Below are 23,621 nucleotides of genomic sequence, written 5' to 3'. Positions count from 1 at the left end.
TTGAGCGTGGCTATGTTCGTGGCCACCGAGCGGTGGGCACTGAACTGCGTTGTCGGCGGCAGCGGTGTGTGGAAGAGTCCCGGCGCATGAGTACAGCGGTTGCTTATCCCGTCGCGAGAACGACGGATCTGACCGAGGCCTTGACCGCGGCCCACAGAGTGCTGCGGATCGCCGACTTGAGTAAGGCGGAGGTTTACGCGCACGCGAAGCTGACCACCGTCGAGGAGCTGCTGCGCCTGCGGGCGGCTGTCCCCGGAGCCTGGTACTGCACAGAGTCTGCTGTGGTCGGAGCCGACGGTGAGCCCGTCTATGGGTTCCTGGAGGAGGAGCTGCCCGGCGACGCTGATGGCCTGGCAGGACTGCTGCCGCTGGAGTTCACAGAGGAGGGCCAACCGATCGGCGACGTCCCCGACGGCTACGAGGAAACGTTCCTGTCCGCCGTGGGAGCCGGACCCGCCTCGCTGGCGTGGTGGTGGACCACGTGGCCCGCCGTGCCGGAACTCAACCTGCATCCGGGGGCGAAGCACGCCGAAGTGCAGATCGCTGTCCACAGCGCGGACCTTCTCCGGGAAGTCCCGGCCGACACTCACACCCTGTACGTTTACGTCGGACCGCGCGAGGCCGCCCGCGCCCACTGGATCGCCGCACAGGCTGGCCTGCACGTCATCGGCCCCGGGCTGTGGGAGAGCTAGTGGCTTGTCGACCTGCCACCCGTCGGCCAGCAGGGCCTGCGCCTTGATTCCCCCATGATGGGCCTCCCTGTACCGCGGGGAGGCCCATCTGCCGTTTCCAGGCCACGTACCGTGCGGCCACGGCATTCACCCGTCACCGGCGGAGGATGTCGTCAACCGCACTTGTCAAGACTGCGTGCGGTGGCTGACACCAGTAGCTGACACCAACAAGCGCGAACAGCAACGGTTGGCGCCGGACCTCAGCGGACGATCGACCACAGCGCAAGGCCCGTCGGTCGACGTTGACAGACCCCGGTGATCGACCTGATAAGGATGAGGCCAGACCTCAAAATCAGATTCCTAGGCCGTCGCCCGCCGGACCTGGTAATTCCAACGTGTGAGCGACCGGACGACGGTCTCGGCGCCAATGGGGTTGGCGCTGTGCACGAAGACCGTTCCGATTCGGAAGGGCCGTCCATTGAAAGCGGCTTCTTCCATGAGGGTCACCACGGGCAGGATGCTGTCGTCGCCGCCGAGGTCGTGGTCGAGCCAGAGTTCGTTGATGAAGGTGTCGCGGTGCTCTCGCAGGAGCTTGACACCTTCGCCGCTGGTGCGCGCGATCTGTGTGGCCCAGGGCAGCGGCCGGAGGTCGTCAATGCCAAGGATGACGGGCGTCGGTGCGGGCGACTCTTCCTTCACCCGCCCATCATCACAGCACCGCCGCGGCGGGCCCAACAGCAAGGACGACGTAGGCGGCGCTACGGATCAGAAGGTTGCGCATCCGCTGCGGCGGCCCAGTCACAGGCCGGGCCGTCTCAGTTTCCGTCTCATTCAGCGACGTACATCGCCGTTCAGCCTGGACCACACATGGCAACTGAGTCATGGAACGGCCAGCCGTGAACGCAGGTGAACGGCACTGTACGAGCTCCGCGCCCCCACCACCACAGTTGGAAAGCGTGTTGGCCGGGTGATGAGGGGGGTGGGGTCTGGGGCCTGCAACATAGTCCCGAGGTGGCTCCCGGGGACCTTTGTGCCCACCCCCCTTTACCGCGGACCTCGAAGGTTCTCTGACCGGTCTCACTTCGCCAGGCAAGCTAGCAGGGGGGACTGACAACCGGATGCCGGCAGGGAGTTGCGGTACAGCAGCGAAGTACAGCAACCCCAGCAACCGGCAACGATTCGCATCGGTCCTTATGGGCCTCCCGGCAGCCTGTATGACCTTCAATGACCCATCTCTGTGGAGCTACGGACCAGAAGGTGGCCGCGCCCCAGTCGTGCCCGATCGAGCGGGGGACCACGGGGAACACCGGGCAGTCACGGCACACGGTCACATGTGCGGCTTCCGACCGAGAAACCAGGTCAGGGGCCATTCTCAAGACCGTCGCCCTCTCGGGCGCCTTACCTCCTTGACCTGCAGAGCAACCCTGAGGGCGCTCCGCGAGCCGTCCTCGGCCCATGCCTGGCCCCTGGGGGAGGGATTCCTCCACCGCGAGTCTCCTGGCAGCCGCCCGGATCCCGGGCACCGCACCGACCCCTCAGCCTCGCGGAAGGCGGGGATTATCTGATGCCCCATTGTGATTCGCGGGGGTACAACCCCGTGCGGATGCTGGCTGTCTGTAAGGCGCTGGAGGGATGAGCCTTCTGTGCCTTCGCGTAAGAAGATTGGGGATCAGGTGGGGAAGCAGGTTTGGAGAGTCGTCGTAGCCGGTGGTGCGGCGGCAGTGTTCACGGCCGTGGCCGCGGCGCCGGCCGGGGCGGCCGAGGGTGGGGTCTCGTTCACCCGTGTCCAGGTGAACGGCGGCAAGCCGATTGTGATCGGGGTGTCGGAGGTTGCGGTGCCCGCCTCCTTCCGAATGGCGACCACCCACAAGTGGAAGTGGCCAGCGGTGTTCCTGTACCGCGGTGGTGCGGGTGATCGACTGTGGCACGCCATCGAGACGAGCGACTGCATCACCGTGAGCTCGGGCGTCTGCGACTTCAACGAGACGATGTACTTCGACCCGAGCGTGTGGGACATGCGTAACAGCGAGGCCGGGGCCTGGAAGGTCGCAGCCGAGGTGTACTTCAAGGGCGGCGGTGGCGACACCGACGACAAGGGTCTGACGGTCCACGTCAAGCGCAACTCCCGCCTGACCGTCAACGCCTCGCCCGAACCGGTGTCCAAGGACAAGACCATCACCGTGACCGGAAAGGTCACACGGGCCAACTGGGAGACCAGGAAGTACGCCTCCTACGGAGGCCGCCTGGTGAACCTGCAGTTCAAGCCTGCTGGCACCGCCTCCTACACCACGGTGAAGAAGGTGTACGCGGACGGCTCGGGTGATCTCCGGACGACCGTGAAGGCCTCCAAGACGGGAACGTGGCGCTGGGTGTACCACGGCAACACCACCACCGGCCCGTCGGCGTCGTCCGGGGACAACGTCGTGGTGAAGTGATGTCCGCGGTGCTGGCGGGCTGGTGGGGGTCGAGCCGGCAAAACGGCTACGACGGTGAAGCCGCTGGGTCCGCCACGATCGCGACGGACACGACGCCTTGCGCCGGCCGACTGCGAGCGAAGAGGTCGTGCCAGATCGTGCGGTGAACCACGGGACACCCCGGGGAATCAAACGGCCTCGCACCAGGCATCTATACCCCCCAGCAGCAGGCATGCCTCAGATCACCTCAGCTTCCCAAGCGGAGGTGATCTGAGCGCCGGAGCCAAGGACGACGCAGAGAGCGCCGATCGCCTCATCCCGCCTGGAGCGGAGTAAAGCGATCCCCGGCTGCTGCGTGTCTAACTGCCTGACAACGCCGACGAACATCAGCGGCCAAGCGCGGACGCCTGCGGACCATCGCCGCAGATGAGAGGCACACGAGTCCAAGGCCAAGCACCCAGCTAAGTTGCTTCGGGACGAAGCAGTCCTGAGCTAGAGGCTGTCGCGCTCGATGAGTGAGCCGCCAGGGCCGAGAGAGAAGAAGCGCGGTGGGCCCTTGGTTTCCATGGCCCTTTACCGCATAGCTCCCCTCCCGATGCGAAAAGACGACGATGCCCCCGACAACTGCTGACTGGTGCTCGACCGGAGCCTCGGAGACCTGCTCATCCACCGTGATGTGGTCCTCGACGGACTCGATGCTCCGCGGCACGCCGCCCGCACCGTCCTGGCCGACATCCCGGACGGCAAAGCGGAGGATCACCTCTTCGACGCCATGCTGGTGGCCAGCGAACTCATCGCCAACGTCATCCAGCACAGCAGTGGTGCGGTCCTCACAAGGGTTGAGGCCTACGAGTTCGGCGTGGCATTGGGCGTCGTTGACCGCGTGGCCGACATCACCGCCGTCCCTATCCGACCTCCGAACTCACCTGACTGACCGGAGCAGGCGGCGAGTAGAAGAGCGTGTTCGGCCGGTGACCGCCAGTCCGGCAGGTCAGATAGCAGCGGCCCGCAGGTCCGCTGCCGTCAGCAGCGACAGCAGCGCGATGCCCTCGGCCGCGAGGGCATCGGCACCGCCTTGCTCCCGGTCGATCACGCGCAGCGCCTCAGCCCCTAGACCACGCAGGTCCGCGGTCGACAGCACGATCTGTCCTCCGCTGGTGACCACATCCTCAACGACCAGCACCCGGCGTCCCTCGATGTCGGCGCCTTCGGCGAGACGGCAAGTGCCATACGACTTGGCCTGCTTGCGCACGAAAGCGCAAGGCAGACCCGTGTGTCGGCCGAGCGCGGTCACCACCGGGATACCGCCCATCTCCAGGCCAGCCAGGACCTCGGTGCCAGAGGGCACCAGCGGAGCCATCTGCCGGGCGATGTCATCCAGCAGGACCGGATCCCCCTCGAACCGGTACTTGTCGAAGTACTCCGTGGCAGTACGTCCGGACCGAAGCGTGAACTGCCCGGTCAAATGGGAAACGGCATGGATACGGCGAGCAAGCTCGTGTCTGTCTCGGTCGGCTGCCGTCAGTGCTGTGTGCGCCGTGGTGAGGATCTCCTCGAAGAGCGGGAGCCCTTGGTGGCGCGGGCCAGGACGGGGTCGCCGACCATGGTGCACAGGCGGGTGATGCCGTTCGCGTTTCCGGCAACTGGAGCAGTTCACCGCCTGGACGGGGTCCCTGGCGCGCCGTGTCGGGCACGAGGTCACCCGCTTCAGCGTCGGGCCGAAGCCGGACGGGCTCGCGGTCGTCGCCCGCTACGAAGGCGGCCGCCTCACCCGTCTCATCACCCGTGGGAAGGCTCCACCATCACCTATGCCACCCTGCACAACCCGGCCGACATCACCCGGCGCGACCTGCGTCTGGGCGACCAGGGCATGGTCCACCGCGCCGGAGACGTCATTCCCCGGATCGAGGCTCCCGTCGCCCACCTGCGCGCCGGCGGCGGAAGCCCATCGCGTTCCCGGAAGTCTGCCCGCGCTGCGGATCGGCCATCGACAAGAGGCAGGAGCGCTGGCGGTGCGCGCAGGGCCGCAACTGCCACCTGGTCGCCTCCCTGTCGTATGCCGCCGGCCGCGACCAGCTCGACATCGAAGGGCTCGGCGGCACCAGTGTCGTCCAGCTCGTCGACGCCGGCTTGGTCACCGATCTCGCCAGCCTGTTCACCCTCACCCGCGAGGCGTTGCTCGGCCTGGACCGGATGGGCGAGACCAGCACCGACAACCTGCTCGCCGCGATCGAGAAGGCCAAGCGGCAGCCGCTGTCGCGGGTGCTGTGCGCTCTCGGGGTGCGAGGCACCGGCCGCTCCATGTCCCGGCGTATCGCTCGCCACTTCGCCACCATGGACGCCATCCACGCCGCCGACGCCGAAGCGATGCAGCAATGTCAGTGGGCGGCGATGCTGCTTGCCCGTGCGGCCGCGGCGATGGCGGCGGCTTCGTCAGCGTCGCGATGCCGCGCCTTGAGCGGGGGGCCACCGGCCAGACACCCGAGACCCACCTGTCGGCCTCCGTCTCCCTGCCTCAATGACTGGATCAACGACCTCCTCAAGGCAACTGGTTGATCAACATCACCCAGGATCTAGCCCCCAGGCACCCCTACTCGGCACCACGCCGCTCACCACCCAAGCCGACGTCGTCGTACTCGCCGCTGTGGGCGTGTTCGAACGGCCGAGCACGGCGAGCGAGCGGGCCGGATGCTGTGCGGGGAGGCGGCGGCCGCCGGGGTCTGGAGTCGCCGCCATCACTGCGGGTGGAGCGAGCGGGAGCACGGGCCGCAGGAGTGGTGGGGCGACCGCCTGGATGGTAACCACCCGGTGGTCTGGGGGTCTTATGCGTCGAGTGGCCGGTGCACGGCGCATATGTGTCGAGGCACTTGTGGCCGCCGCCTCCGGCCCGGACGGCGTCCATCCAGCGCCTGCGTGCCGCGCTGGTCGACGCGCTCGGCGCCGATTCTGCAACCGGGTGCTGGAGGAATGTCCGCACCTCACCGGGTCCGACCCTCTTCGAGGGGCTGCACCCGCCACGGGGTGCGCCAGCGTCTTCCGCCCGCTGCCGGACACGTGTGCGCCCCCACCCGCACGCACAGTACGCGCAGGTCTCGGGAGCGGGACGACGACCGGGCAATCCTGAGGAGGAGTGCCCGGTCATCCCGTTCGCCGGTGCGACCGGCGGCCGGTGCCGGTGTCAGTGTCCGCCGGACTCCTCGGGGCGCGCCTGGCGCGGCAGGAGGAAGGAGAGGAGGAAGGTCAGCGCGAGCATGCCGTCAACGATCCACAGCACCGTCTTCATGACCGATCCGAAACCGCCCTTGAAGGCCGAGGTCGCGGTGGCCTGCAGGGCCGCGGGTATCCGGGCCCCGGCCTCGGGCGAGGTCACCGCGGACCGCGTGTCCTTCTCCAGGCGCGCGCAGGACGCCGGGGTGGCGGCGGGGTCCTTGGCCACGGCGCGGTCCGAGGCGCATTCGCGCAGGTCCGCCACGACACGATCCTGTGCGGCGGGCGCGACGTGGGCGGCGGCCAGCTGCCCGCGCAGATCGTTCGAGCGGTGGTCGACGGCGGTGGCGATCCCGCCGCCCAGCAGGCCGAAGAACACGGTGCCGAGGATGGCCACGCCGAAGGCGCCTCCGAGCTGCTGCATCGCGGTCATCGTGCCGGACGCCGAACCCGTCTCGTGCTGCTCGACACTGGCCAGCACGATGTCGAAGAACGGAGCCATGAGCAGGCCCATGCCGATGCCGGCGACGAGCAGGGACGGCAGCAGCTGCCAGGGTCCGACGCCGCTGCCCACCATGTCGAGGGTCAGCCACACACCGAACACGCCGGCCGCCATGACGAGGGTGCCCGCCTGAAGGACGGCACGTCCGAACCGTGCGACACCCTGCGCGATCCCGAACCCGACGATCATGCCGCCGGACCAGGGCACCATGACCAGACCCGCCTTGAGGGGCGAATAGCCGAGGCCTATCTGGGTGTAGAGGTTGAAGACCAGCATGAAGCCCTGCATGGTCGAGAAGAAGACCAGTCCGAGGACCATGCCGCCGCTGAACCCGCGCTTGCGGAAGAGGCTCGGGACGACCAGCGGGTCGAGACCGGCGCTGCTGCGGCGCGACTCGTACCTGGCGAAGACCGCGAAGACGACGACGGAGGCGCCCATCATCACGAACGCCCACACGGGCCAGTCGTACTCGCGGCCCTGGACCAGCGGGAAGATGATGAGCAGCGCGGCCAGCGAGACCAGGAGCATGCCGGGGATGTCGAGGCGGGGCTTGCTCTCGGAGCGGCTCCGGGGCAGATAGCGCACCGCGCCGAGGAAGGCCGCGGCACCCAGCGGCAGGTTGATCAGGAAGATCATCCGCCAGCCGGTGCCGAAGTAGTCGGCGTCCACGAGCCAGCCCGCCAGGATCGGCCCGCACACCGCGGACAGTCCCATGACCGGACCGAACATGCCGAAGGCCTTCTGCGACTCCTTGGGCGGGAACATCTCCTTGATCATGCCGAGGCCCTGGGGCAGCATCACCGCACCGAACAGGCCCTGCACGACGCGGGCGCCTATCAGCATCTCGGGCGACACGGACACCGCGCACAGCAGCGAGCCCACGGTGAAGCCGGCGGCGCCCACCAGGAACATCGTGCGGCGTCCGTGGATGTCCCCGAGCCGGCCTCCGGTGACGAGCCCGACGGCCATCGACAGCGTGTACGCGGCGGCGAGCCACTGCAGGGTGGAGGCCCCGCCTCCGAGGTCGGCACGCATGGACGGACCGGCGATGTTCGTGACGACGGCGTCGAGGAGGTCCATCACCTCCGCCGCGAGGATCACGAAGAGCGCAGCCCAGCGCCACCGGTAGAGCGCGGGCGAGTCGGTGGGCGTCTCCGTGGACGCGACACCGGTGGTGGACATCGGAACTCCTCGCTGGGGGGTGCGCACCGCGGAGACGGGTCCGCAAGGCGCGCAGGAATGGGTGACGGACGTGGTGAACGATGTTCACCGTAGCAGAACAGTGCTCAGCCAGAGAACGCTGTTCATTAAGATATAGCGCAATCCGGCCGCACCGCACAAGATATATCGCGTCTTGGTTCGGCGGGGGCCGGGGAATGTCGCTCGCCGGTGGAGAACACTGTTCTCTCGTGTGCCTAGACTGGTCGCATGACAGACGCGGCAGCCGACAGCCCAGCAACCCCACCGCCGTCTCCGTGGGAGCGGGAGCGCCCCGCCCGTGTCCATGCCGCTCCCGCGCGCACACGGCTGTCCCGCGACCGCGTCGTCGAGGCGGCCTTCACCGTGCTGGACCGGCAGGGACTCGACGGACTGTCGATGCGTCAGGTGGCCGCCGAACTGGGCGTGACCGTCTCCGCCCTCTACGCTCACGTCAACTCCAAGGACGACCTCCTGGAGCTGATGTACGCACGTCTCTTCGACGGCTTCGAGATGCCCGCAGCAGATCCGGACCGGTGGCAGGAGCAGTTGCTGGACTACGCGCGGGCCGGCAGACAGCGACTGCTGTCCCATCGCGACATGGCCCGGATCTCCATGGCGCACGTCCCCTTCACCGCCGAACTGCTCCCACACGTCGAGGGGTTGCTCGCCATATTCCGCACGGCGGGCCTGCCCGACCGTATCGCGGCGGAGGCGGGCGACCTCATCTCCACGTACATCGACGGGTTCGTCCTGGAGGAGGGCATGTGGCAGGACCGCGCCGCCCAGCAGGGCGGCGACGCCTCCTCCCTGGGCCGCCCCGACTGGCGCGATATGGCCGACGAGATGCAGAACTACTTTGCGACCCTGCCCGAGGCCGAATTCCCGCACCTGCGCGCCCTGTCCGGACTCATGGTGACGGACTCCTCCGACGAGCGGTTCGACATCGGCCTGCAGATCATCCTGCGCGGCCTGGCGAGCTACCTGCCGGACCGGACGGACCACGCGACCCCGGAGGACTGATCGCCTCCGCAACCCCCGGACGTCAGCGGCAGACGGATGCCGCGCCCGGGTGCGCCCCCCTCTGTCGTGCGGGAACCGGCTGGCCCTGTCCTGGCATGAAGGGACGCTGGCTTTGGGACACGTTGGGGGGCGCGACGGGGTTCACCGCAATACACGCGGCTGGAGACGGCTGGGTGCATCGCTGGACGATCTCGGGTGCGGTTTGCCTGGGCGGACGTCCACCGGGTAAAGGGGCACCTGCTGGCGTGCCCGGAGTGCCGGGGCGGTCTTCGCGCGACTCTCCCCGCACCGTGCCCGGCACTTCTGCCACCATGAGCGGCCGCCCGCGGGCGCCGCCGCCACTCGGCGGCTGAGGACTTCGGACGATGCGTGAGTAGGACCTGAGCGGCGCCCGCCGGCGCAGGAGCACCTACAGCAACAGTGACGGCGGCAACTGCGTCGAGGTCGCCCACGGAGTCCCCGGTGTCGTTCCCGTCCGGGACAGCAGGTGGCCGACGGATCCGTGGTCCTCGTCGGGAGCGCCGCCTGGGTGGAGTTCGTCAGGGGGATGGTGGGGTAAACCCCAAGGCGTTTCAGGTTGTTGCCCGGATGGGGCGGGCCCCTGAGATCCGCGAGGCTCGTCGTATGACACAGCGCACGCGCACCATCCGCAACGTCGCCATCGTCGGCGTCTCCACCGCTCTTCTCGCCGTCACCGCGCCCGTGACCGCCTCCGTGGCCGCGATCCCCTCCGAGGGCCTCGCCTGGACCGCCTGCGAGGGCTCCGGCATCGACCCCCGTCAGCAGTGTGCCACCCTCCGGGTCCCCATGGACCATGCCGACCCCGACAGTCCCCTCATCGACATCGCCGTCTCGCGCATCCCGAGCGAAAATCCCGAGGCCCGGCGCGGCACCCTGTTGCTGATCCCCGGCGGGCCGGGCGGCTCCAGCCTGAACGACCCCTCGGCGAAGGGGCAGAAGCTCCCCCAGGGCGTCCTGGACGCCTACGATCTGGTCGGCTTCGCCCCACGCGGGCTCGCTCCGTCCACGCCCGTCGACTGCGGGCTGGACCACGGCGACCTCGCCACCTCCAGGCTCCGCCCCTGGCCCGCCGCCGACGGCTCGGTGGACGGGAACATGGCTACCGCCCGCCGCATGGCCGATGCCTGTGCCGCGAACGGCGGCGAACTGATCCGGCACCTCAGCACCGTCAACGAGGCCCGCGACATCGACCGCCTCCGTGCCGCGCTCGGCGAGCGCAAGCTCTCCGCGTGGGGCGTGTCGTACGGGACGTACGTCGGAGCCGTGTACGCGCAGCTGTTCCCGCACCGCACCGACCGCATCGTGTTGGACAGCAACGACGACCCCGACCCCATCCGCGTCGCCCGCGCCTGGCTGGCCGGGCACGAGCAGGGCGTGGAGGACACCTTCCCCGACTTTGCCGCGTGGGCGTCGAAGCCGGACAACCCGGACCGCGTCGCGAGCAGGGCCGCCGACGTCCGGCCGCTGTTCCTGCGGCTGGCCGCCCGGCTCGACCGGGAACCCCTCCCCTGGCCCGGCGCCAACCCGGAGGAGCTGAACGGCAACGTCCTGCGCCAGACCATGCTGGACAGCCTGTACTCCCCCAGCCGATATCCCACGCTCGCCAAGCTGATGCGGGCCGCGCAGCAGGGCACCGTGCCGCCCGCGCCCGCGGGGCCGCCCGAGGCCGTCCTGCAGAACGTCGCCGCCGTCGGCGCCGGCACGCTGTGCAACGACGTCGCGTGGCCCACGTCGAAGGCCGTGTACGAGAAGGACGTCGCCGAGAGCCGCGCCGAGTACCCGCTCACCGCCGGCATGCCCCGCAACGCGATGCCGTGCGCCGCCTGGCCGTATCCGCCGCGTGAGGCGCCTGTACGGATCGCCGGCCGGGGGCCGTCCAACATCCTGCTCGTCCAGAACGAGCGGGACGTCGCGACCCCGCTCAGCGGCGCCCGGAAGCTCCGGAAGGCGTTCGGCCGACGCGCGGTCATGGTGACGGTGAACTCCGCCGGGCACGACGCCTACCTCGCCAACGGCAACGCTTGCGGCGACCGCACGGTCTCCCGCTTCCTGGCGACGGGGCAGCGGCCGGGCGCAGACACCTACTGCGCCTGACGGTCGCCCGACGTCACCAGCCCCGACTCGTAGGCCGCGATGACCAGTTGCGCCCGCTCCCGCGCGCCCAGCTTGCCCATGATGTGGCTCACGTGGTCTTCGCGGTCAGCGGGCTCAGCCCGAGGGAGTCGGCGATCTCCGTGTTGGCGAGGCCGCGGGTACTGTTCGAAGCAGGGCTTGTCCAGATGCCGCCGTACCTGCCACGGTTGTGCCAGCGTGAACGTGATCTTCGAATACAGGCGCTGGTCCGCCACGGCAGGGCGTGGCCGCGTTCGTCCAGGGCGTCCGGGTCGCGGCCCCGAAGAACCGGTGTGCGCGCAGGGCGTCATCCGGGGAGGGGTACATGACGGGCAACGGCAAGCGGGGTTCGGCGGTCATCGATGAACGACCTTGGTACCTGGCGAACGAGCTGCTGGCTTTCCTGATCGAGATCGCTGCGCTGGGGCTGCTGTGCTGGTGGGGCTTCACCGCGAGTGGCAGTGCGGCAGCCAGCGTGCTCCTCGGCCTCGGCACACCGGCCCTCGCCGCGGCGCTATGGTGGCTGTTCGCCGCGCCCCGGGCGCCCCTGCGGCCGCCGCTGCCCGGCGTCCTGATCGTGAAGGTGCTGGTGCTGGGCGGTGGTGCGCTGGCGCTGGACGGGATCGGGCATCCGGTCGGGGCGCTGGTCGTGGCGGTGGTGACGATCGTGAACATCACTGTGGCGGAAGTCTTCCGCCGGCCCGCACCCGGAGGTGTGCAGCCTGTTCCCGAAGTGGCGCGCCCTGGCGGCTGAGGCATCCGCCGGCAAGCGGCACTCGTCGGCAACGGCGTCTTCACCTGGGGGGGGAGAACGTCGAAGGAGAGCTCGGTAACGGCACTACCGAGGCCTGTTGCCAGGAGATGAAGCTGCCCGGCGCTGACCGTCTCTCAGGCCGGGAACACCCCTTGTATGTACTGTAACCGCCACCGCAGCATCGACGAGGCCGGCCAGCAACAGGCGGTGTCAGCCGCCCAACCAGTCGACCATGCCGCCCCACCGAGTCGCACCATGCCCGAGTGACCGGCCAGATGCCGCAGGGTGCAGCCTCCCCGCCGGCCCCCTCATCCGGTCGCGGTAATACGGTCCACGATTGTCACTGGCATGCCATACGCTTCGTCTCCGGCAGCGTCCGGGCACCCGTCGCGGGGGCCAGGGGGACGCGCCGCCCGTTCCTTACCGCCCGGACACCACCGGGCTTCTTCTGTGGGGGGTCACAGTACTGTGCGCAGGCGCAGCATCTCGATCGCGACGGCACTCGCGGTCGTCCTAGGTTCCGCGTCCCTGATAGCGGGCGTGGCGGGTCCGGCGTCGGCCGACTCGGCCAAGGTCCTTCCGGTGAAGGCGGTCGGTGACATCATCGTGGACGGGGCCCACCAGCGGGTCTACGTCTCCGATCCGGCCGGCGGCAAGATCGTCGTCACCGACTACAGCGGCACAGTGAAGGCGACACTCACCGGTCTTTCCGGCGTGACCGGCCTGGCGCTGTCCGCCGACTCCGGACAGGTGTACGCGGCCGTCAAGAACGGCAATCGGATCATCTCGGTGGAGACGAGCACGTACACCCAGACCGCGAGTTATCCGGTGGGCGTGGCTCCCGGCGACCTGGAGGTGGTGGACGGCCGGATCTGGTTCGCCCACGGCACGAACTTCGGCTCGCTGGACGTCTCCGGCCCCGAACCCGTCGTTCACCTCGCCCAGCGGGGGGACGTCGACTTCTCCGGCGCCTTCGGCATGTTCCTGGCGTCCGACCCGGCCGTGCCGGGCGTCCTGGTGGCCGGCAACGGTGGCCACCTCGCCGTGTACGACGTCTCGGCCGACGGGGCCGTGCTTCGGGTCAAGGGCGACATGGACACCGCCGTGCGGCAGCTGGACCTGACGCCCGACGGCGAGCAGGTCCTCACCTCGTGGGGCGACCCGGAGTACGGCTACGGTCTCGGCGCCTACTCGACCACCGATCTCACGGAACGGCCGGGTTACCCCATCGACCCTTACCCGAACGCGGTGCGGGTCGCGCCCGACGGCAGCGTCGCGGGCGGCAGCTCCTCCTGGTACGAGCCCGACGTCCACATCCACCGGCCCGGCGACCAGGTGCCGGTGCGGGAGTACGACTTCCCCAACACCGGCAACAGCAGCGGCGCCGATACCCTCGTGGACGGAGCGCTCGCCTGGGCGCCGGACTCGAGCCGGGTCTTCGCCGTCTCCGAGAACACCTACGGCACGTACACCCTGCGCGCCCTGACCGACCCGACCAAGGAGCTGCCCACCCTGAAGGTGTCGGCCCCTGGTAAGTCGGAACGGGGCAAGAAGCTCACTGTCACCGGCAAGCTGACCTCGAGGATGCCCCTCGCCGCCGGCACCGCCCTGAAGGTGACCCGTACCGACGTCGACTCTCCGAACGGCAAGGCGCTGGCCACCGTCACGACGAAGGCGGACGGCGGCTTCTCCTTCACGGACGCCCCGCCCGCCGGAGGAAAGGTCACCTACAAGGTCTCCTACGCGGGCGACGCCACGCACGCACCGGCCTCCGGCTCGGACGCGGTGGACGTCTCGCGCAAAGCGACGTCGCTGAGCCTGAATAACAACGGCAAGCTGTACGCGTACGGCAAGGACGTCACCTTCACCGCGCACCTCGGCACGACGTACAAGAACCGCTCCGTCTCGATCTACGCGGACCCCTTCGGATCCGACAAGCCCAAGAAGCTGCTGAAGACGGCCAAGGTCAACTCCAGCGGCAACCTGTCGGTGACCGTCGACATGACCCGGGACACCGCCGTCACCGCGGTCTTCGCCGGCGACGCCCGCTATGCGTCGAAGACCGCGAAATCCACGGCGTACGCCCAGGTGAAGGTCTCCACCACCGTCTCCAAGCACTACAAGACGGGCCGGATCGGCTCCACGACGTACTACTACTTCCACAAGAACACCGACCCGGTGTTCACCACCGCCATGAGCTACTACGCCGGCCGCAAACAGCGCTTCCAGCTCCAGGTCTACTACCAGGGCTCCTGGCACGATTCCGGCTCGGAGTACTTCGCCCTGGGCTCCAACGGCAAGTCGGCCGTGCGCCTGGAGGCAGCGGGCACAGCCGGCGTCCGCGCCCGCATGCGCTCGTCGTACGTCAACGGCTCCTCCGGCGACAGCGTCAACTCCACCACCCACGGGGCCTGGAAGTACTTCACCTTCACCAACTGACCGCCCGGGCGGAGAGGGCCTCGGCCAGGCCTTCTCCGCCCGACCGCCGCTCACGCTGCTGGCCCGAACACTTCAGCGGATCCTCGCCTCTCGTGGCATCTGCTTCAGGGTGCGCAGGGCGTCGAGTCAAGGGTGGTGACGTGTGGAATAGCAACTGTCGCTCTCTCACGGTGACTGGCATCCGGCAGCAACAACCAGGTACAAGCAGTGCTGTCGTGGCCGACGAGCCCGCAAAGACCCCCATCCAGAACAAGTACGCGCAGCAGTACACGCCGACGACCTCGCGGGCAACCGCAAGGAGCAGAGCGAGGTCACCGCTCAGATCGCCGGTCTATCACGCAGGACCATCCCGGTCGAACGACATCCATCCAGACGGTACGCAACAACCCCGGCGCCCGCCCGGCAGGCGACAGCCACGCACGGCAGGCCGCTCCGCCCCGTAGACGGCGATGACCCCACGCCGTCGACCCCGACGCTCAACTCGGCGCGTGCCCCCAGGACAACGGCGGCCTGCACACAGACACTGAGCGCATCGGGGCACTCAAGAGGAGCGTCAAAGCAGGCGCAGCCCCTAGGGAATTGCCGACACTGAGAACGGCGGCACGCGAAAGGCTCTTCGATGGCCTGCTCGCGGCAAGAGAAGGCGGGAGCAGCACCGGCATGGCGCGGCTCATGTCGAGGGGGCCATCCGCGGTCGTTGCCGGGGCGGGCGTGGGCGATCGGGCGGTCGACGCCAGGTTCACGGAGAACTCGCGGGGCGTCAGGTGGGCGCCACATACCTGGTCCATGGCGCACGCGTTGCGGTGACCGGGGTGCGGCGGCTGACGACACGGACCTGGAGGGCCGCCAGGACCACGGCCGTGGACGTGCACGCCCACGTGACCGTGCGCTGCCGCCCCCAGCGGTCTACGACTGCGCGGTGCCGCGACGCGGCCGTGCGGGGCGCCGGCCTCACACTTACCTGGCCCTGCGTCCGACCGGTACGCCCGGCCGATAACCGGTGGCCGGATGCGTGCCGCAGTGCCGCGCCGGCGCAGCTGGCCCTGGTCATGCCGCATCGAAGGAACAGCCATGCGACTTTGAACGAATGTCGCATTTGGATTGTTTGCGCTTTTCCTTCGGCTTCGGCTACTGTCCAGGCCCTCCGGACGAATTGTTCGGAGACTACGGACGGCTGGGCGGCTCTCCCCCAGTTCCGCCGCGCCCAACCTCCGCAGCCGGGTTTCCGCATGACCCGACTGCGAAGGAAGGCACTTCGCGCCGTCCATCGAACCTCCGGCGCGGGCCGTGCCGACAGGCTGCTGCTCGCTCACCGTCAGCCGGAACGCGCCGGCAGGTTCGAAAACAAGGGCCGGAGAAGCGGCCCGCCGGCACGTCGGGACACACCGCAACGGAACCCGACTGATGCACACACCACTTGAAGGATGAAAGGACCCATTTCCGTGAACACCGACCAGCTCCAGACCGAGACCGCGGAACTGCTGCCAGGACGCGAGGCACTCGGCAAGTTCTCGTTCAACTTCGCCAAGATGACCTCCGTCACCAAGAAGGTGGCCCACGTGGACGCGCACAACGAGTCAGCCGCACTCAACCAGTGCTCGCCCTACGCGGTCGCCCAGTCCGAGGCCACCCAGAGCATCAACGTCCAGCAGTAACACACCAGAGCCGGGCAGGGCAGGGCCGATGGACGAACCCGGCCCCGCCCGGCACACCCCGGCGGACACGCACCGCAGCCACACCCTCCCCCTGGTGGACCAAGAAGCTTCACCGCAGACGCAGTTGGCAGTGGACGCCCACACGTACGCGTCCCGTCGCACCAGCCCTGAGCGATCGAGCCTGTTGCGCCAGAACCTCTCCCCCGCACCTCACCTCGCCTCACCGCACACCCGCCGCCCGTCACCGCCCCCATGCCACGCGGCCGTTGCCCTCGCGGGCGGCCGCCGGGGATGCGACAAACACCGCCACAGGCCGCCGCCGCACACCACGCCCACGTGTCAAACCGTCAACCGCGCCCAGGAGAAGACCATGCCGGCGTCCGCCGACCACGCCAGCCCCACCACGCTGCAGGCCCACCCTCCACACCGCGGACACGTACCCGGGCAGACCGCCGACCCCCTCACGCCCGACGGCCACGAGCCCGACGCCCTGACGCACCCGGCCCCCACCATGACGGCCCACGCCCCCGCAGCCCCGCACGCCGCGCCTGTCCCGCAACCGAGCCAGGGCCTGCAGACCCTCGGTGAGTACAAGGGGTCGGGCTTCACCGAACGCCGGTACATCGTCCGCCGCGGCGACGGACAGGTCATCCAGCTGTCGCGCCTGCTGTACCTCGTCGTGGCGAGCATCGACGGCGTCCGCGACGCCGAGGCGATCTCCCACCGGGTCAGCGGCCGCTACGGGGCTGAAGTCACCACCGACAACATCGTCCACCTCATCGAGCACAAGCTCACCCCGCTCGGGATCACCGTCCCCCCAGGAGAGCACCCCGGTGAGATCGTCGCGCCCCGCTCCGATCTGCTGCTGGCCCTGCGTGGCCACAAAACGATCTTCCATGAGGGGCATGTGGCGCGCATCGCCGCCGCCCTGGCCTGGCTGCACCGCCCCCTGGTGGTGGTACTGACGCTGGCAGGCGCCGTCGTCATGGACGTCTGGCTCTTCGCCGTCCACGGCGCCATGACCGCCGTACTGCAGGTACTCGAACAGCCCCTGTGGATGCTCATCATCTTCCTCCTGACCGTAGCCTCCCTCCTCTTCCACGAGTTCGGACACGCATCCGCCTGCCGCTACAGCGGAGCAGTCCCCGGAAAGATCGGCTGCGGCATCTTCCTGATCTGGCCCTCCATGTACACGGACGTCACCGACGTCTACCGGATCGGGAAAGCGGGCCGCCTGCGCACCGGACTGGGTGGCGTCTACTTCAACGTCCTCTTCATGCTGGCCCTCACAGCCGTCTACCTCCTCACCGGCCAGCCCTTCCTCCTCGCCGCCGTCTACCTCGCCCACTTCGAAGTCCTCGAACAACTCATGCCCGTCGTACGCCTCGACGGCTACTACATCCTCGGCGACCTGGCCGGCGTCCCCGACCTCTACGGCAAGATCAAACCCATCCTGCTGAACCTGCTCCCCGGCAAGCACCACCGCGCCGCCGCCGCCCAGGTCGCGGACCTCAAACGCTCCGCGCGCACCATCGTCACCGTGTGGGTCCTGACCATGGTCCCGCTGCTCCTCGCCGAAGCCGCCTATGCCCTGTGGAACCTGCCCCGCCTGCTCACCACCGCCGCCCGTGCCCTGCACGACCAAACCCTGGGAACCATCGGGGCGTTCACCGACGGGCACACGGCGGCCGGGCTGGTCGGAGTCATCGGCACCCTCATGCTGCTGTGCCCGATGGCAGGAGGCGCCTACCTCACCGCCCGGCTGGCGGCCCGCCTATGGCGCGCCGCCGCGAAAGCGAGCCAAGGAAAACCGGTGGTGCGTCTGGCGCTGGCCGCCGCCACCGCCACGGGCTGCGCCGTCCTCGCCACCGCCTGGATCCAAGGCCTCACACCGGAGCCGCTTCCCAAAGCAGCCCCCGCCACCCCCGTGTTGCAGCCCAGCACACCCACCCGCACCCCACACCCCACCCCCACACGCCCCAGCGCAACACACCCCACCGTCCAGCCCTCCCCCGACGTCACAGCCCGGCAAAGCCACCCCGCACAACTCCCCCACTCCACCACCAGCGACCAGCACACCCTCACGGCCACACCGTCCACCGCATCCCCGGCCGCCCCGGCCCCCGGCACCCGCACACCAGGCGCCACAACGTCGCCCGGCACCACGCCCACCCACCCCACACCCAGCACGTCCCCGAGTCACACCCCCACCCCATCCCCCTCCCACACCTCCTCGCCCTCGCAGTCTCCCCCCACCTCGCCCTCACCTACGGCGACCACGCCATCGAACCCGAGCCAGTCCTGACACCACGTCACCGAACCCCCCTTTGCAGGAGAAGACCATGCACCACCGCAAACCGCGCACCCCCAAGACCACCAAGACGGCCGTCCGCCTCGGCGCAGCCGTCACCGCCGGCCTGGCCATGACCGCCGTCACCACCGCAGCACGCGCCACCCCTGCCCGCACCGGCATCACCCCCCGCGTCGCCATCGCCGTCGACACCGCCCTCAGCCACGCCGACAGGACCCACGTGAACCAGTCCGACACCTCCTTCGCCATCCACGAGTACGGCCCCACCATCGCCGTCACCGCCAACAACCGGGCCACCGCCGTCTCCGCAGGATGCTCCCCCCACAACCCCTGCCGCTCCGTCGCGCTCTCCTACCAGATCGTCACCACGGCCGGCCGCAACGCACGCCTCATCAACGCCACCAACCTCAGCCGGGCAGTCAACGAACACTGCCCCGCCTGCCAGACCGTCTCCGCCGCCTACCAGTTCGTCGTGGCCACACCCGGGCAGTTCAGTCTGAGCCGCCAGGCACGCGGCGAACTGAACGGCATCAACCGCCGGGTCGACGCCCTTCGGGCGTCCCGTCTGCCGATCGACCAGATCACACGCCAGGCCGACGAACTCGCCCGGCAGGTCAAAACCATCCTCGACCGCGAGGCGGCACGCGCGCCCCGCACCAGCGGCAGCAACGACCCCCTCGCCGACTTCATGCCGACCGTGACGGTGCACCGCCACGTCCGCTAACCCCCCAGCCCTCGCCCCCCCCACCCCGGACCCGACCGGACCAAACCAAACCGGACCGGACCGGGACCGAGGCCCGCACCCCCACCACGCGACAGCCACCCGCTGACCGCCTGAGCGCCTGACCGCCTGACGGACGAAACCGGCCCGACCCGACCAGCCCATCACGGTGTCCGTCCGCCTCGTCCGCCAGGCGGTCACAGGAATCAGGGAGCATGCAGCACCCAGCGGTGCGGCCCGTCAGGGGGATGTCCAGCATGTCCGAAGCTCCGTTACTGCCGGAGTCCCTGCACGAACCGAAGCGGCAGATCGGTGGGCTCGTCGACCCGCGATGAGGCCAGCACCCGTCGATGCCGCCCCGTTGTGTTTCGGTCGCCGAGGCCTGAGCGGCGTACGCACTCCTCGATCTTCGCTTCGGCCATGTAGATCCTGATGACCCGTGGACCTCCCAGGTAGCGGGTCTCTCCGTCGCAGAAGTCGCTGGACGTCCCGTCGCTGAAATAGACGTATCCCGACCATCCGCCGGCCTGGATGCTGTAACCGGAAGAGTTGAGCGAGTAGCTGCCGCTGCAGTTCTTGGACCAGTCAGCTGTGGCGCCACTGGACGTGTAGTACTTGTAGTGCAACGTCGCCGCGGGAAGCTGGCATTTCTGGGTCGCGCCCTGCTGGGCGGCTGAGGCCGCTCCCGGCACTACGCCGGCGAGCGCGACCACTCCAGCGCCCACAGCGATGATCTTTCCCAATACGCTCTTCGTCACGTACGTCTCCTTCGCTGCCCTGCGCAAGGCGGGCTGGTCGTCGGCTTGTCCCGGGCGGCCGCTCCCCCTTCCCCCACGCCGACCGACCCCGCGCATCCGTCCTCATCCGAGCTGCGGGGCTCCTCCTCACCAGGCGGTGCCGGCTACCGGCATGTGGGATCGGAGATCGCCGAGACGGTGTAGGGCGGATGCCCGGGCGGTTCGTCGAGCTGACTGTTGACCACGTAGAGGCGGCAGCCGTGACGAGCGAGGGTCGTCGGCAGGTCGAACCGGTCACCGGTGATCTGATGCTCCACCCTCCCGCTGCGGAGATCCCGACTCAGCCGGACGATGTAAACCCCGGCCGGTGCACCGTAGTTGACCACCGCATAGAGATGGCGGCCGCGCAGCAGCATGCCGTCCGCCCCGAACGACGTCCCACCGAGCTGCACCTCCTCGACGGCTTTCGTCCCGGTGTCCACCCGCCACACCGCCTCCGTGCCGTTGGACGCCACGAGCAGCGTCCTGCCCGTGCGGTCAGCCGTGATGCCGTTGAGCAGCCAGTACTGCGCCGGAAACTGCGGAGCAGCGCTGCGGATGTCGACCCAGGGCCGCAGCGGGCCCAGACGACCGGCGCGCAGTGCAGCTCGGTGGATCACGGGATTGGCCCAGTCGGTGACGTACACGGCGTCCTTGGTGATGACGAGATCGTTGAGATTCGCGGCGCCGAGGGGGCCGTCCTCAGCCGTGCGGCGGGCGACCAGCCGCCCTTCTCGATCGTGCACCGTGAGGATCGAGCCGCCCACGGAGAAGACACGGTGGCGGGCATCGGTGTGCACCCCGAGCGCGCTCGGGCGATCGGCGATGCCCTGAGCGGCGAAGGGCCGCAGCTCGGCGTCACCGATGCGTCCCGTGAACAGCCGGCCGGTGCCTTCGGACGTCACATACAGGGTGCCGTCCTGATCCACCGCGACTCCCTCCGGCAGGATGCCGGGATCCCGCGAGACGACGTAGACCTCGGGAAGGTCCCGAGCACCCGCGGGAGCGGCCTGGCCGGCCGCCGCCAGCAGTACCGAAGCCCCCAGACAGAACAGACGTGTCATGACGCGCATCCATCCACCTCCCCGACGATGTCCTGCAGGGCCTGCCGCACCAACCGCCCCCAGCCCGACCTGACCCCCGGTTCCTTCGGCGATCAAGCGCGGGCCACCAGGCTGCGCCAATCAGGCATGCCGCCGCGACGTTCCGTGCCATGATTCGACCAGGTTCGAAGGGACGGCAGCGCAAGCCAACGGGACCGGACGGTCGGGAGGTTCGTTGATCGAGCTCACCGTGGACGCCGCGGGGCTCGCCCGTTCCCGCTTCGCCATCTCACCGTTGCACGAGGCCGTCGCGACCCTGCTGCCCTGGGGCAAGCGCCCGGCCCCCGATGCCGATCCGTGGGTCGCCCGCGCCAGGCGTGTGCTGCGCCGGGCCCAGCTGCCACTGCTGTCCGAACTGGCCCTGGACACAAGCGGGTACGTGCCCGACTTCCTCAGCCCGCATCCCGTCCAGCCCTCCCCCAGCGTCGAGGAGGAACTGGAGCGGGTTCGGTGCACCCCGCCCGAGCGTGTCCTGGGCGAACTGGAAGCGCTCCGCAATGGGCGGCCGCGCAACGGCCTCGCCGGTACCGAGCTGTCGGCAGGAGTGCGGCGGGCCATGTCGCGGGGTGGTGCACACGTGGCCCGGCAGGCCGCGGACGAGATGCGGCGCTACTGGGAGCTGGCCTTCGCCCCGCACTGGGAGGCCGCCAAGAGCGCCCTCGACGCAGAGGTCGACCGGTGCGCCGGCGTACTGGCCCGGCACGGTGCAGCCAGACTCTTCAACTCCCTGCACCCCTGCATCCGATGGGCCGACGGCACCCTGCAAGTCAAGAGCCGGTACCAGATCGCGCTGCCCGTGCCCCTGGTGGTCGTCGTACCATCACTCGTCGCGCCGCAGCCTGCCGTGGCCGTGGACCCCACACGCGACGGCGCCAGGCCCCCCATGCTCGTCCATCCCGTGCGCGACAAGGCCATCGCCGACACCATCACCCCAGCAGTACCCACCACCGAGACGGCGCAACTGCTCGGCCCCACCCGCGCAGCACTCCTCGCCGCGCTGGCGCAACCAGCCTCCACCGCACAACTGGCAGCACGCCACTTCCTCAGCCCCGCAACAGTCTCATACCACCTCGGCGTCCTGCACCGGGCCGGCCTCATCACCCGCGCCCGATCCGGCCGATCGGTGCTCTACCGCCGAACGCCCAACGGAATCCGGCTGGCGCGAGGCCGGTAAGCAGGCCCCGGCCCGTGTGCAATGGGACCCCGAACGCGACCTGCACACTCAGCCACTTACCCACCGGTCCCTCCAGCTCGGCCTCTCCGGCGAAGCCGCACACCTCTACGCCGATGAGTGGACCGTCTCGATCACCGACACCACATCGCTCGCCCACACCATCCACGCCCATGTACAGAACGGACAACCGGACACCGCACGACAACTTCTCCCCACCGAGCGCCCCTATCCCATCAACGAAGACGCCCCTTCTCATCTACACCCATGAGCCCACCTGCCCTCTGGCGCCGGCAATCTCGACCCATTCCACCAACACGTGCTCGACCGAGGAGAACAGCGGCTCGTCAACTGCGGCGGCATGTCGTGCACGGCGAAGGACTGTCGAGAACACCAGCGTCCAGCCAGGCGATTTTCAGTGGTCGTACGCGGTCAGTGCGCGTACGGCTGGCATGCCGCGCATGAACCTGGCTCCACTCGTCAGGTCCCCCTTGGATCGATCATGTGGGGAACCGGGAGGCGCTCTACCGGCGGAACGCCGAGATCAGTCCGCCGGGCCGCTCCTCGCGCTGCGGCGGGGTGCTGATCGGACGGCCGTAGGCGGCAGCACGCTCGCGCAGGGTGTGGCTGTCGGCCTCCCAGCCGTGCCCGGCCAGCCAGCCCACCGGGTCGTCGGGCATCTCCGAGACCCACATGGACGCCGCCGATCCCGGCGCGGCGTCCGCGCCGAAGCGCTCGATCGCGCCGCGCGAGCCCAATGTCAGCCCCATCCGGCTGCCTGCCGCCGACTGCGCGCTGATCCGTGTCAGCAGCAGCTCCACCGCGTCCTCGGGCAGATAGATCAGCAGACCTTCGGCGATCCACACGGTCGGCACCGCCGGGTCGTGCCCTGCGGCGGCCAGCGCGCCTGGCCAGTCCTCACGCAGATCCACCGCGACGGTGATCCGCTCGCAGCGTGCGACGGCCCGCTCCTGGCGCAGGACCGAAGCCTTGAAGTCCAGTGGCGCGGCGGTGTCGACCTCGAACAGCCGGGTCCCCTCGGGCCAGTCCATCCGGAAAGCCCGGCTGTCCATGCCGGCGCCGAGCAGCACGACCTGCCGGACCCCGGACGCGGAGGCCTGCTGCAACAAGTCGTCGAGGAACTTCGTCCTGATGACGATGGAGAACGACACGGCCAGGCGGCGGCGTCGCGCCGTCTCGTCACCATCGGGCAGCGGCGGGGAAGAGGGCCACAGGCCGCCGGCGGTGGCGAAGGCCTGTGCCAGTGGGTCGCGGAACAGCGCGTTCTCCCGCTCGGTCTCCAGCGCCCGCACCCGGGCCACCCCCACCGCCGTGGCCCACACTCCCGACGGCCGCACCCGCTCCTGCTCATCAGTCACCGCGCCAGCCTAGATGATCGATTCCAACTGGCCTGATGGGCTGTCTTGTTGCCGTGGCCGCCCTCCCCTCGACGACGGGTCACTAGCCGAAGATGAGCCCAAGTGGACCGCGCACAAGGTGGCCCTGCTGACAGCAGGCTGGGTACGCACGGTCGGCCACGGCCA

At 69.2% G+C, this 23,621-nt stretch carries 19 protein-coding genes and 2 pseudogenes; 14 read left to right on the top strand and 7 right to left on the bottom strand.

Going from position 1 to position 23,621, the window contains the following annotated elements:
* The first annotated feature begins 86 nt into the window (after nucleotides 1–86).
* Complete coding sequence (locus ACZ6B1_RS33450) at nucleotides 87–692, top strand: hypothetical protein (protein WP_468784523.1); 606 nt, start codon at nucleotides 87–89, stop codon at nucleotides 690–692.
* 339 nt (nucleotides 693–1,031) lie between these two features.
* Here the strand turns inward: ACZ6B1_RS33450 and ACZ6B1_RS33445 are convergent, their stop codons facing one another.
* Nucleotides 1,032–1,370, bottom strand: coding sequence for a cyclic-phosphate processing receiver domain-containing protein (locus ACZ6B1_RS33445; RefSeq protein WP_468784522.1), 339 nt, complete (start codon nucleotides 1,368–1,370; stop codon nucleotides 1,032–1,034).
* 974 nt (nucleotides 1,371–2,344) lie between these two features.
* Here ACZ6B1_RS33445 and ACZ6B1_RS33440 point away from each other — a divergent pair.
* Both ACZ6B1_RS33440 and ACZ6B1_RS33435 read left to right on the top strand, forming a co-directional pair.
* Complete coding sequence (locus ACZ6B1_RS33440) at nucleotides 2,345–3,106, top strand: hypothetical protein (protein WP_468784521.1); 762 nt, start codon at nucleotides 2,345–2,347, stop codon at nucleotides 3,104–3,106.
* 613 nt (nucleotides 3,107–3,719) lie between these two features.
* Nucleotides 3,720–4,019, top strand: a complete 300-nt coding sequence (locus tag ACZ6B1_RS33435) for a hypothetical protein (protein WP_468784520.1) — start codon at nucleotides 3,720–3,722, stop codon at nucleotides 4,017–4,019.
* 57 nt (nucleotides 4,020–4,076) lie between these two features.
* Here ACZ6B1_RS33435 and ACZ6B1_RS33430 read toward each other — a convergent pair whose 3' ends face one another.
* Nucleotides 4,077–4,550, bottom strand: a complete 474-nt coding sequence (locus tag ACZ6B1_RS33430) for an orotate phosphoribosyltransferase (protein ID WP_468784519.1) — start codon at nucleotides 4,548–4,550, stop codon at nucleotides 4,077–4,079.
* Between the two features lie 324 nt (nucleotides 4,551–4,874).
* Between ACZ6B1_RS33430 and ACZ6B1_RS33425 the strand changes: the two are divergent.
* Nucleotides 4,875–5,461: pseudogene (locus ACZ6B1_RS33425) on the top strand (helix-hairpin-helix domain-containing protein); the annotation flags it as partial.
* An 802-nt stretch (nucleotides 5,462–6,263) separates the two neighbouring features.
* Here the strand turns inward: ACZ6B1_RS33425 and ACZ6B1_RS33420 are convergent.
* Complete coding sequence (locus ACZ6B1_RS33420) at nucleotides 6,264–7,976, bottom strand: MFS transporter (RefSeq protein WP_468784518.1); 1,713 nt, start codon at nucleotides 7,974–7,976, stop codon at nucleotides 6,264–6,266.
* Between the two features lie 246 nt (nucleotides 7,977–8,222).
* Between ACZ6B1_RS33420 and ACZ6B1_RS33415 the strand changes: the two genes are divergently transcribed.
* The 3 genes from ACZ6B1_RS33415 (at nucleotide 8,223) to ACZ6B1_RS33405 (ending at nucleotide 11,129) form a co-directional block, all read left to right on the top strand.
* Nucleotides 8,223–9,014, top strand: coding sequence for a TetR/AcrR family transcriptional regulator (locus ACZ6B1_RS33415; protein ID WP_468784517.1), 792 nt, complete (start codon nucleotides 8,223–8,225; stop codon nucleotides 9,012–9,014).
* A gap of 380 nt (nucleotides 9,015–9,394) precedes the next feature.
* Nucleotides 9,395–9,619: a DUF397 domain-containing protein gene (locus tag ACZ6B1_RS33410; protein ID WP_468784551.1), complete on the top strand. Its 225-nt coding sequence runs from the start codon at nucleotides 9,395–9,397 to the stop codon at nucleotides 9,617–9,619.
* Between the two features lie 19 nt (nucleotides 9,620–9,638).
* Nucleotides 9,639–11,129 carry an alpha/beta hydrolase gene (locus ACZ6B1_RS33405; protein ID WP_468784516.1) on the top strand — a complete coding sequence of 497 codons (1,491 nt, stop codon included), beginning with the start codon at nucleotides 9,639–9,641 and terminating at the stop codon, nucleotides 11,127–11,129.
* Here ACZ6B1_RS33405 and ACZ6B1_RS33400 read toward each other — a convergent pair.
* A pseudogene (locus tag ACZ6B1_RS33400) lies at nucleotides 11,117–11,286 on the bottom strand (response regulator transcription factor); the annotation flags it as partial. The gene ACZ6B1_RS33405 and the pseudogene ACZ6B1_RS33400 sit on opposite strands and share 13 nt — an antisense overlap.
* 186 nt (nucleotides 11,287–11,472) lie before the next feature.
* Between ACZ6B1_RS33400 and ACZ6B1_RS33395 the strand changes: the two are divergent.
* From ACZ6B1_RS33395 to ACZ6B1_RS33375, 5 genes are all read left to right on the top strand, one after another.
* Nucleotides 11,473–11,901, top strand: a complete 429-nt coding sequence (locus ACZ6B1_RS33395; RefSeq protein ID WP_468784515.1) for a YrdB family protein — start codon at nucleotides 11,473–11,475, stop codon at nucleotides 11,899–11,901.
* Nucleotides 11,902–12,369: 468 nt separating this feature from the next.
* Nucleotides 12,370–14,340: a YncE family protein gene (locus tag ACZ6B1_RS33390; protein WP_468784514.1), complete on the top strand. Its 1,971-nt coding sequence runs from the start codon at nucleotides 12,370–12,372 to the stop codon at nucleotides 14,338–14,340.
* Between the two features lie 1,442 nt (nucleotides 14,341–15,782).
* On the top strand, nucleotides 15,783–15,995 hold the full coding sequence (locus tag ACZ6B1_RS33385; RefSeq protein WP_468784513.1) for a hypothetical protein: 213 nt from the start codon (nucleotides 15,783–15,785) through the stop codon (nucleotides 15,993–15,995).
* A 370-nt stretch (nucleotides 15,996–16,365) separates the two neighbouring features.
* A complete protein-coding gene (locus ACZ6B1_RS33380) occupies nucleotides 16,366–18,300 on the top strand; it encodes a zinc metalloprotease (RefSeq protein WP_468784512.1) in 1,935 nt (644 codons plus the stop codon).
* Nucleotides 18,301–18,337: 37 nt separating this feature from the next.
* Nucleotides 18,338–19,030: a hypothetical protein gene (locus ACZ6B1_RS33375; RefSeq protein ID WP_468784511.1), complete on the top strand. Its 693-nt coding sequence runs from the start codon at nucleotides 18,338–18,340 to the stop codon at nucleotides 19,028–19,030.
* Between the two features lie 269 nt (nucleotides 19,031–19,299).
* Here ACZ6B1_RS33375 and ACZ6B1_RS33370 read toward each other — a convergent pair whose 3' ends face one another.
* Nucleotides 19,300–19,785 carry a hypothetical protein gene (locus tag ACZ6B1_RS33370; RefSeq protein WP_468784510.1) on the bottom strand — a complete coding sequence of 162 codons (486 nt, stop codon included), beginning with the start codon at nucleotides 19,783–19,785 and terminating at the stop codon, nucleotides 19,300–19,302.
* 143 nt (nucleotides 19,786–19,928) lie between these two features.
* Nucleotides 19,929–20,867 carry an SMP-30/gluconolactonase/LRE family protein gene (locus ACZ6B1_RS33365; RefSeq protein ID WP_468784550.1) on the bottom strand — a complete coding sequence of 313 codons (939 nt, stop codon included), beginning with the start codon at nucleotides 20,865–20,867 and terminating at the stop codon, nucleotides 19,929–19,931.
* Between the two features lie 214 nt (nucleotides 20,868–21,081).
* On the opposite strand from ACZ6B1_RS33365, the gene ACZ6B1_RS33360 reads away from it, so the two are divergent.
* Together ACZ6B1_RS33360 and ACZ6B1_RS33355 are read left to right on the top strand one after the other, a co-directional pair.
* Entirely contained in the window at nucleotides 21,082–22,080 is a 999-nt protein-coding gene (locus ACZ6B1_RS33360) for an ArsR/SmtB family transcription factor (protein ID WP_468784509.1), read from the top strand.
* A gap of 16 nt (nucleotides 22,081–22,096) precedes the next feature.
* Nucleotides 22,097–22,348: a DUF4291 family protein gene (locus tag ACZ6B1_RS33355; RefSeq protein ID WP_468784508.1), complete on the top strand. Its 252-nt coding sequence runs from the start codon at nucleotides 22,097–22,099 to the stop codon at nucleotides 22,346–22,348.
* A gap of 253 nt (nucleotides 22,349–22,601) precedes the next feature.
* Here the strand turns inward: ACZ6B1_RS33355 and ACZ6B1_RS33350 are convergent, their stop codons facing one another.
* Nucleotides 22,602–23,420, bottom strand: coding sequence for a class I SAM-dependent methyltransferase (locus ACZ6B1_RS33350; protein ID WP_468784549.1), 819 nt, complete (start codon nucleotides 23,418–23,420; stop codon nucleotides 22,602–22,604).
* Nucleotides 23,421–23,621: the final 201 nt, after the last annotated feature.

Source organism: Streptomyces sp. NPDC041129, from assembly GCF_055592265.1.
The sequence above is the reverse complement of the archived record's forward strand: the minus strand, read 5'-3'. Positions and strand labels throughout refer to the sequence as shown.

Bases quoted from the DNA above. Each gene is read 5' to 3' on its own strand.
- ACZ6B1_RS33420 (WP_468784518.1), bottom strand. From the start codon at position 7,976: ATGTCCACCACCGGTGTCGCGTCCACGGAGACGCCCACCGACTCGCCC.
- ACZ6B1_RS33405 (WP_468784516.1), top strand. From the start codon at position 9,639: ATGACACAGCGCACGCGCACCATCCGCAACGTCGCCATCGTCGGCGTC.
- ACZ6B1_RS33380 (WP_468784512.1), top strand. From the start codon at position 16,366: ATGCCGGCGTCCGCCGACCACGCCAGCCCCACCACGCTGCAGGCCCAC.
- ACZ6B1_RS33365 (WP_468784550.1), bottom strand. From the start codon at position 20,867: ATGACACGTCTGTTCTGTCTGGGGGCTTCGGTACTGCTGGCGGCGGCC.
- ACZ6B1_RS33450 (WP_468784523.1), top strand. From the start codon at position 87: ATGAGTACAGCGGTTGCTTATCCCGTCGCGAGAACGACGGATCTGACC.
- ACZ6B1_RS33395 (WP_468784515.1), top strand. From the start codon at position 11,473: ATGACGGGCAACGGCAAGCGGGGTTCGGCGGTCATCGATGAACGACCT.
- ACZ6B1_RS33375 (WP_468784511.1), top strand. From the start codon at position 18,338: ATGCACCACCGCAAACCGCGCACCCCCAAGACCACCAAGACGGCCGTC.
- ACZ6B1_RS33415 (WP_468784517.1), top strand. From the start codon at position 8,223: ATGACAGACGCGGCAGCCGACAGCCCAGCAACCCCACCGCCGTCTCCG.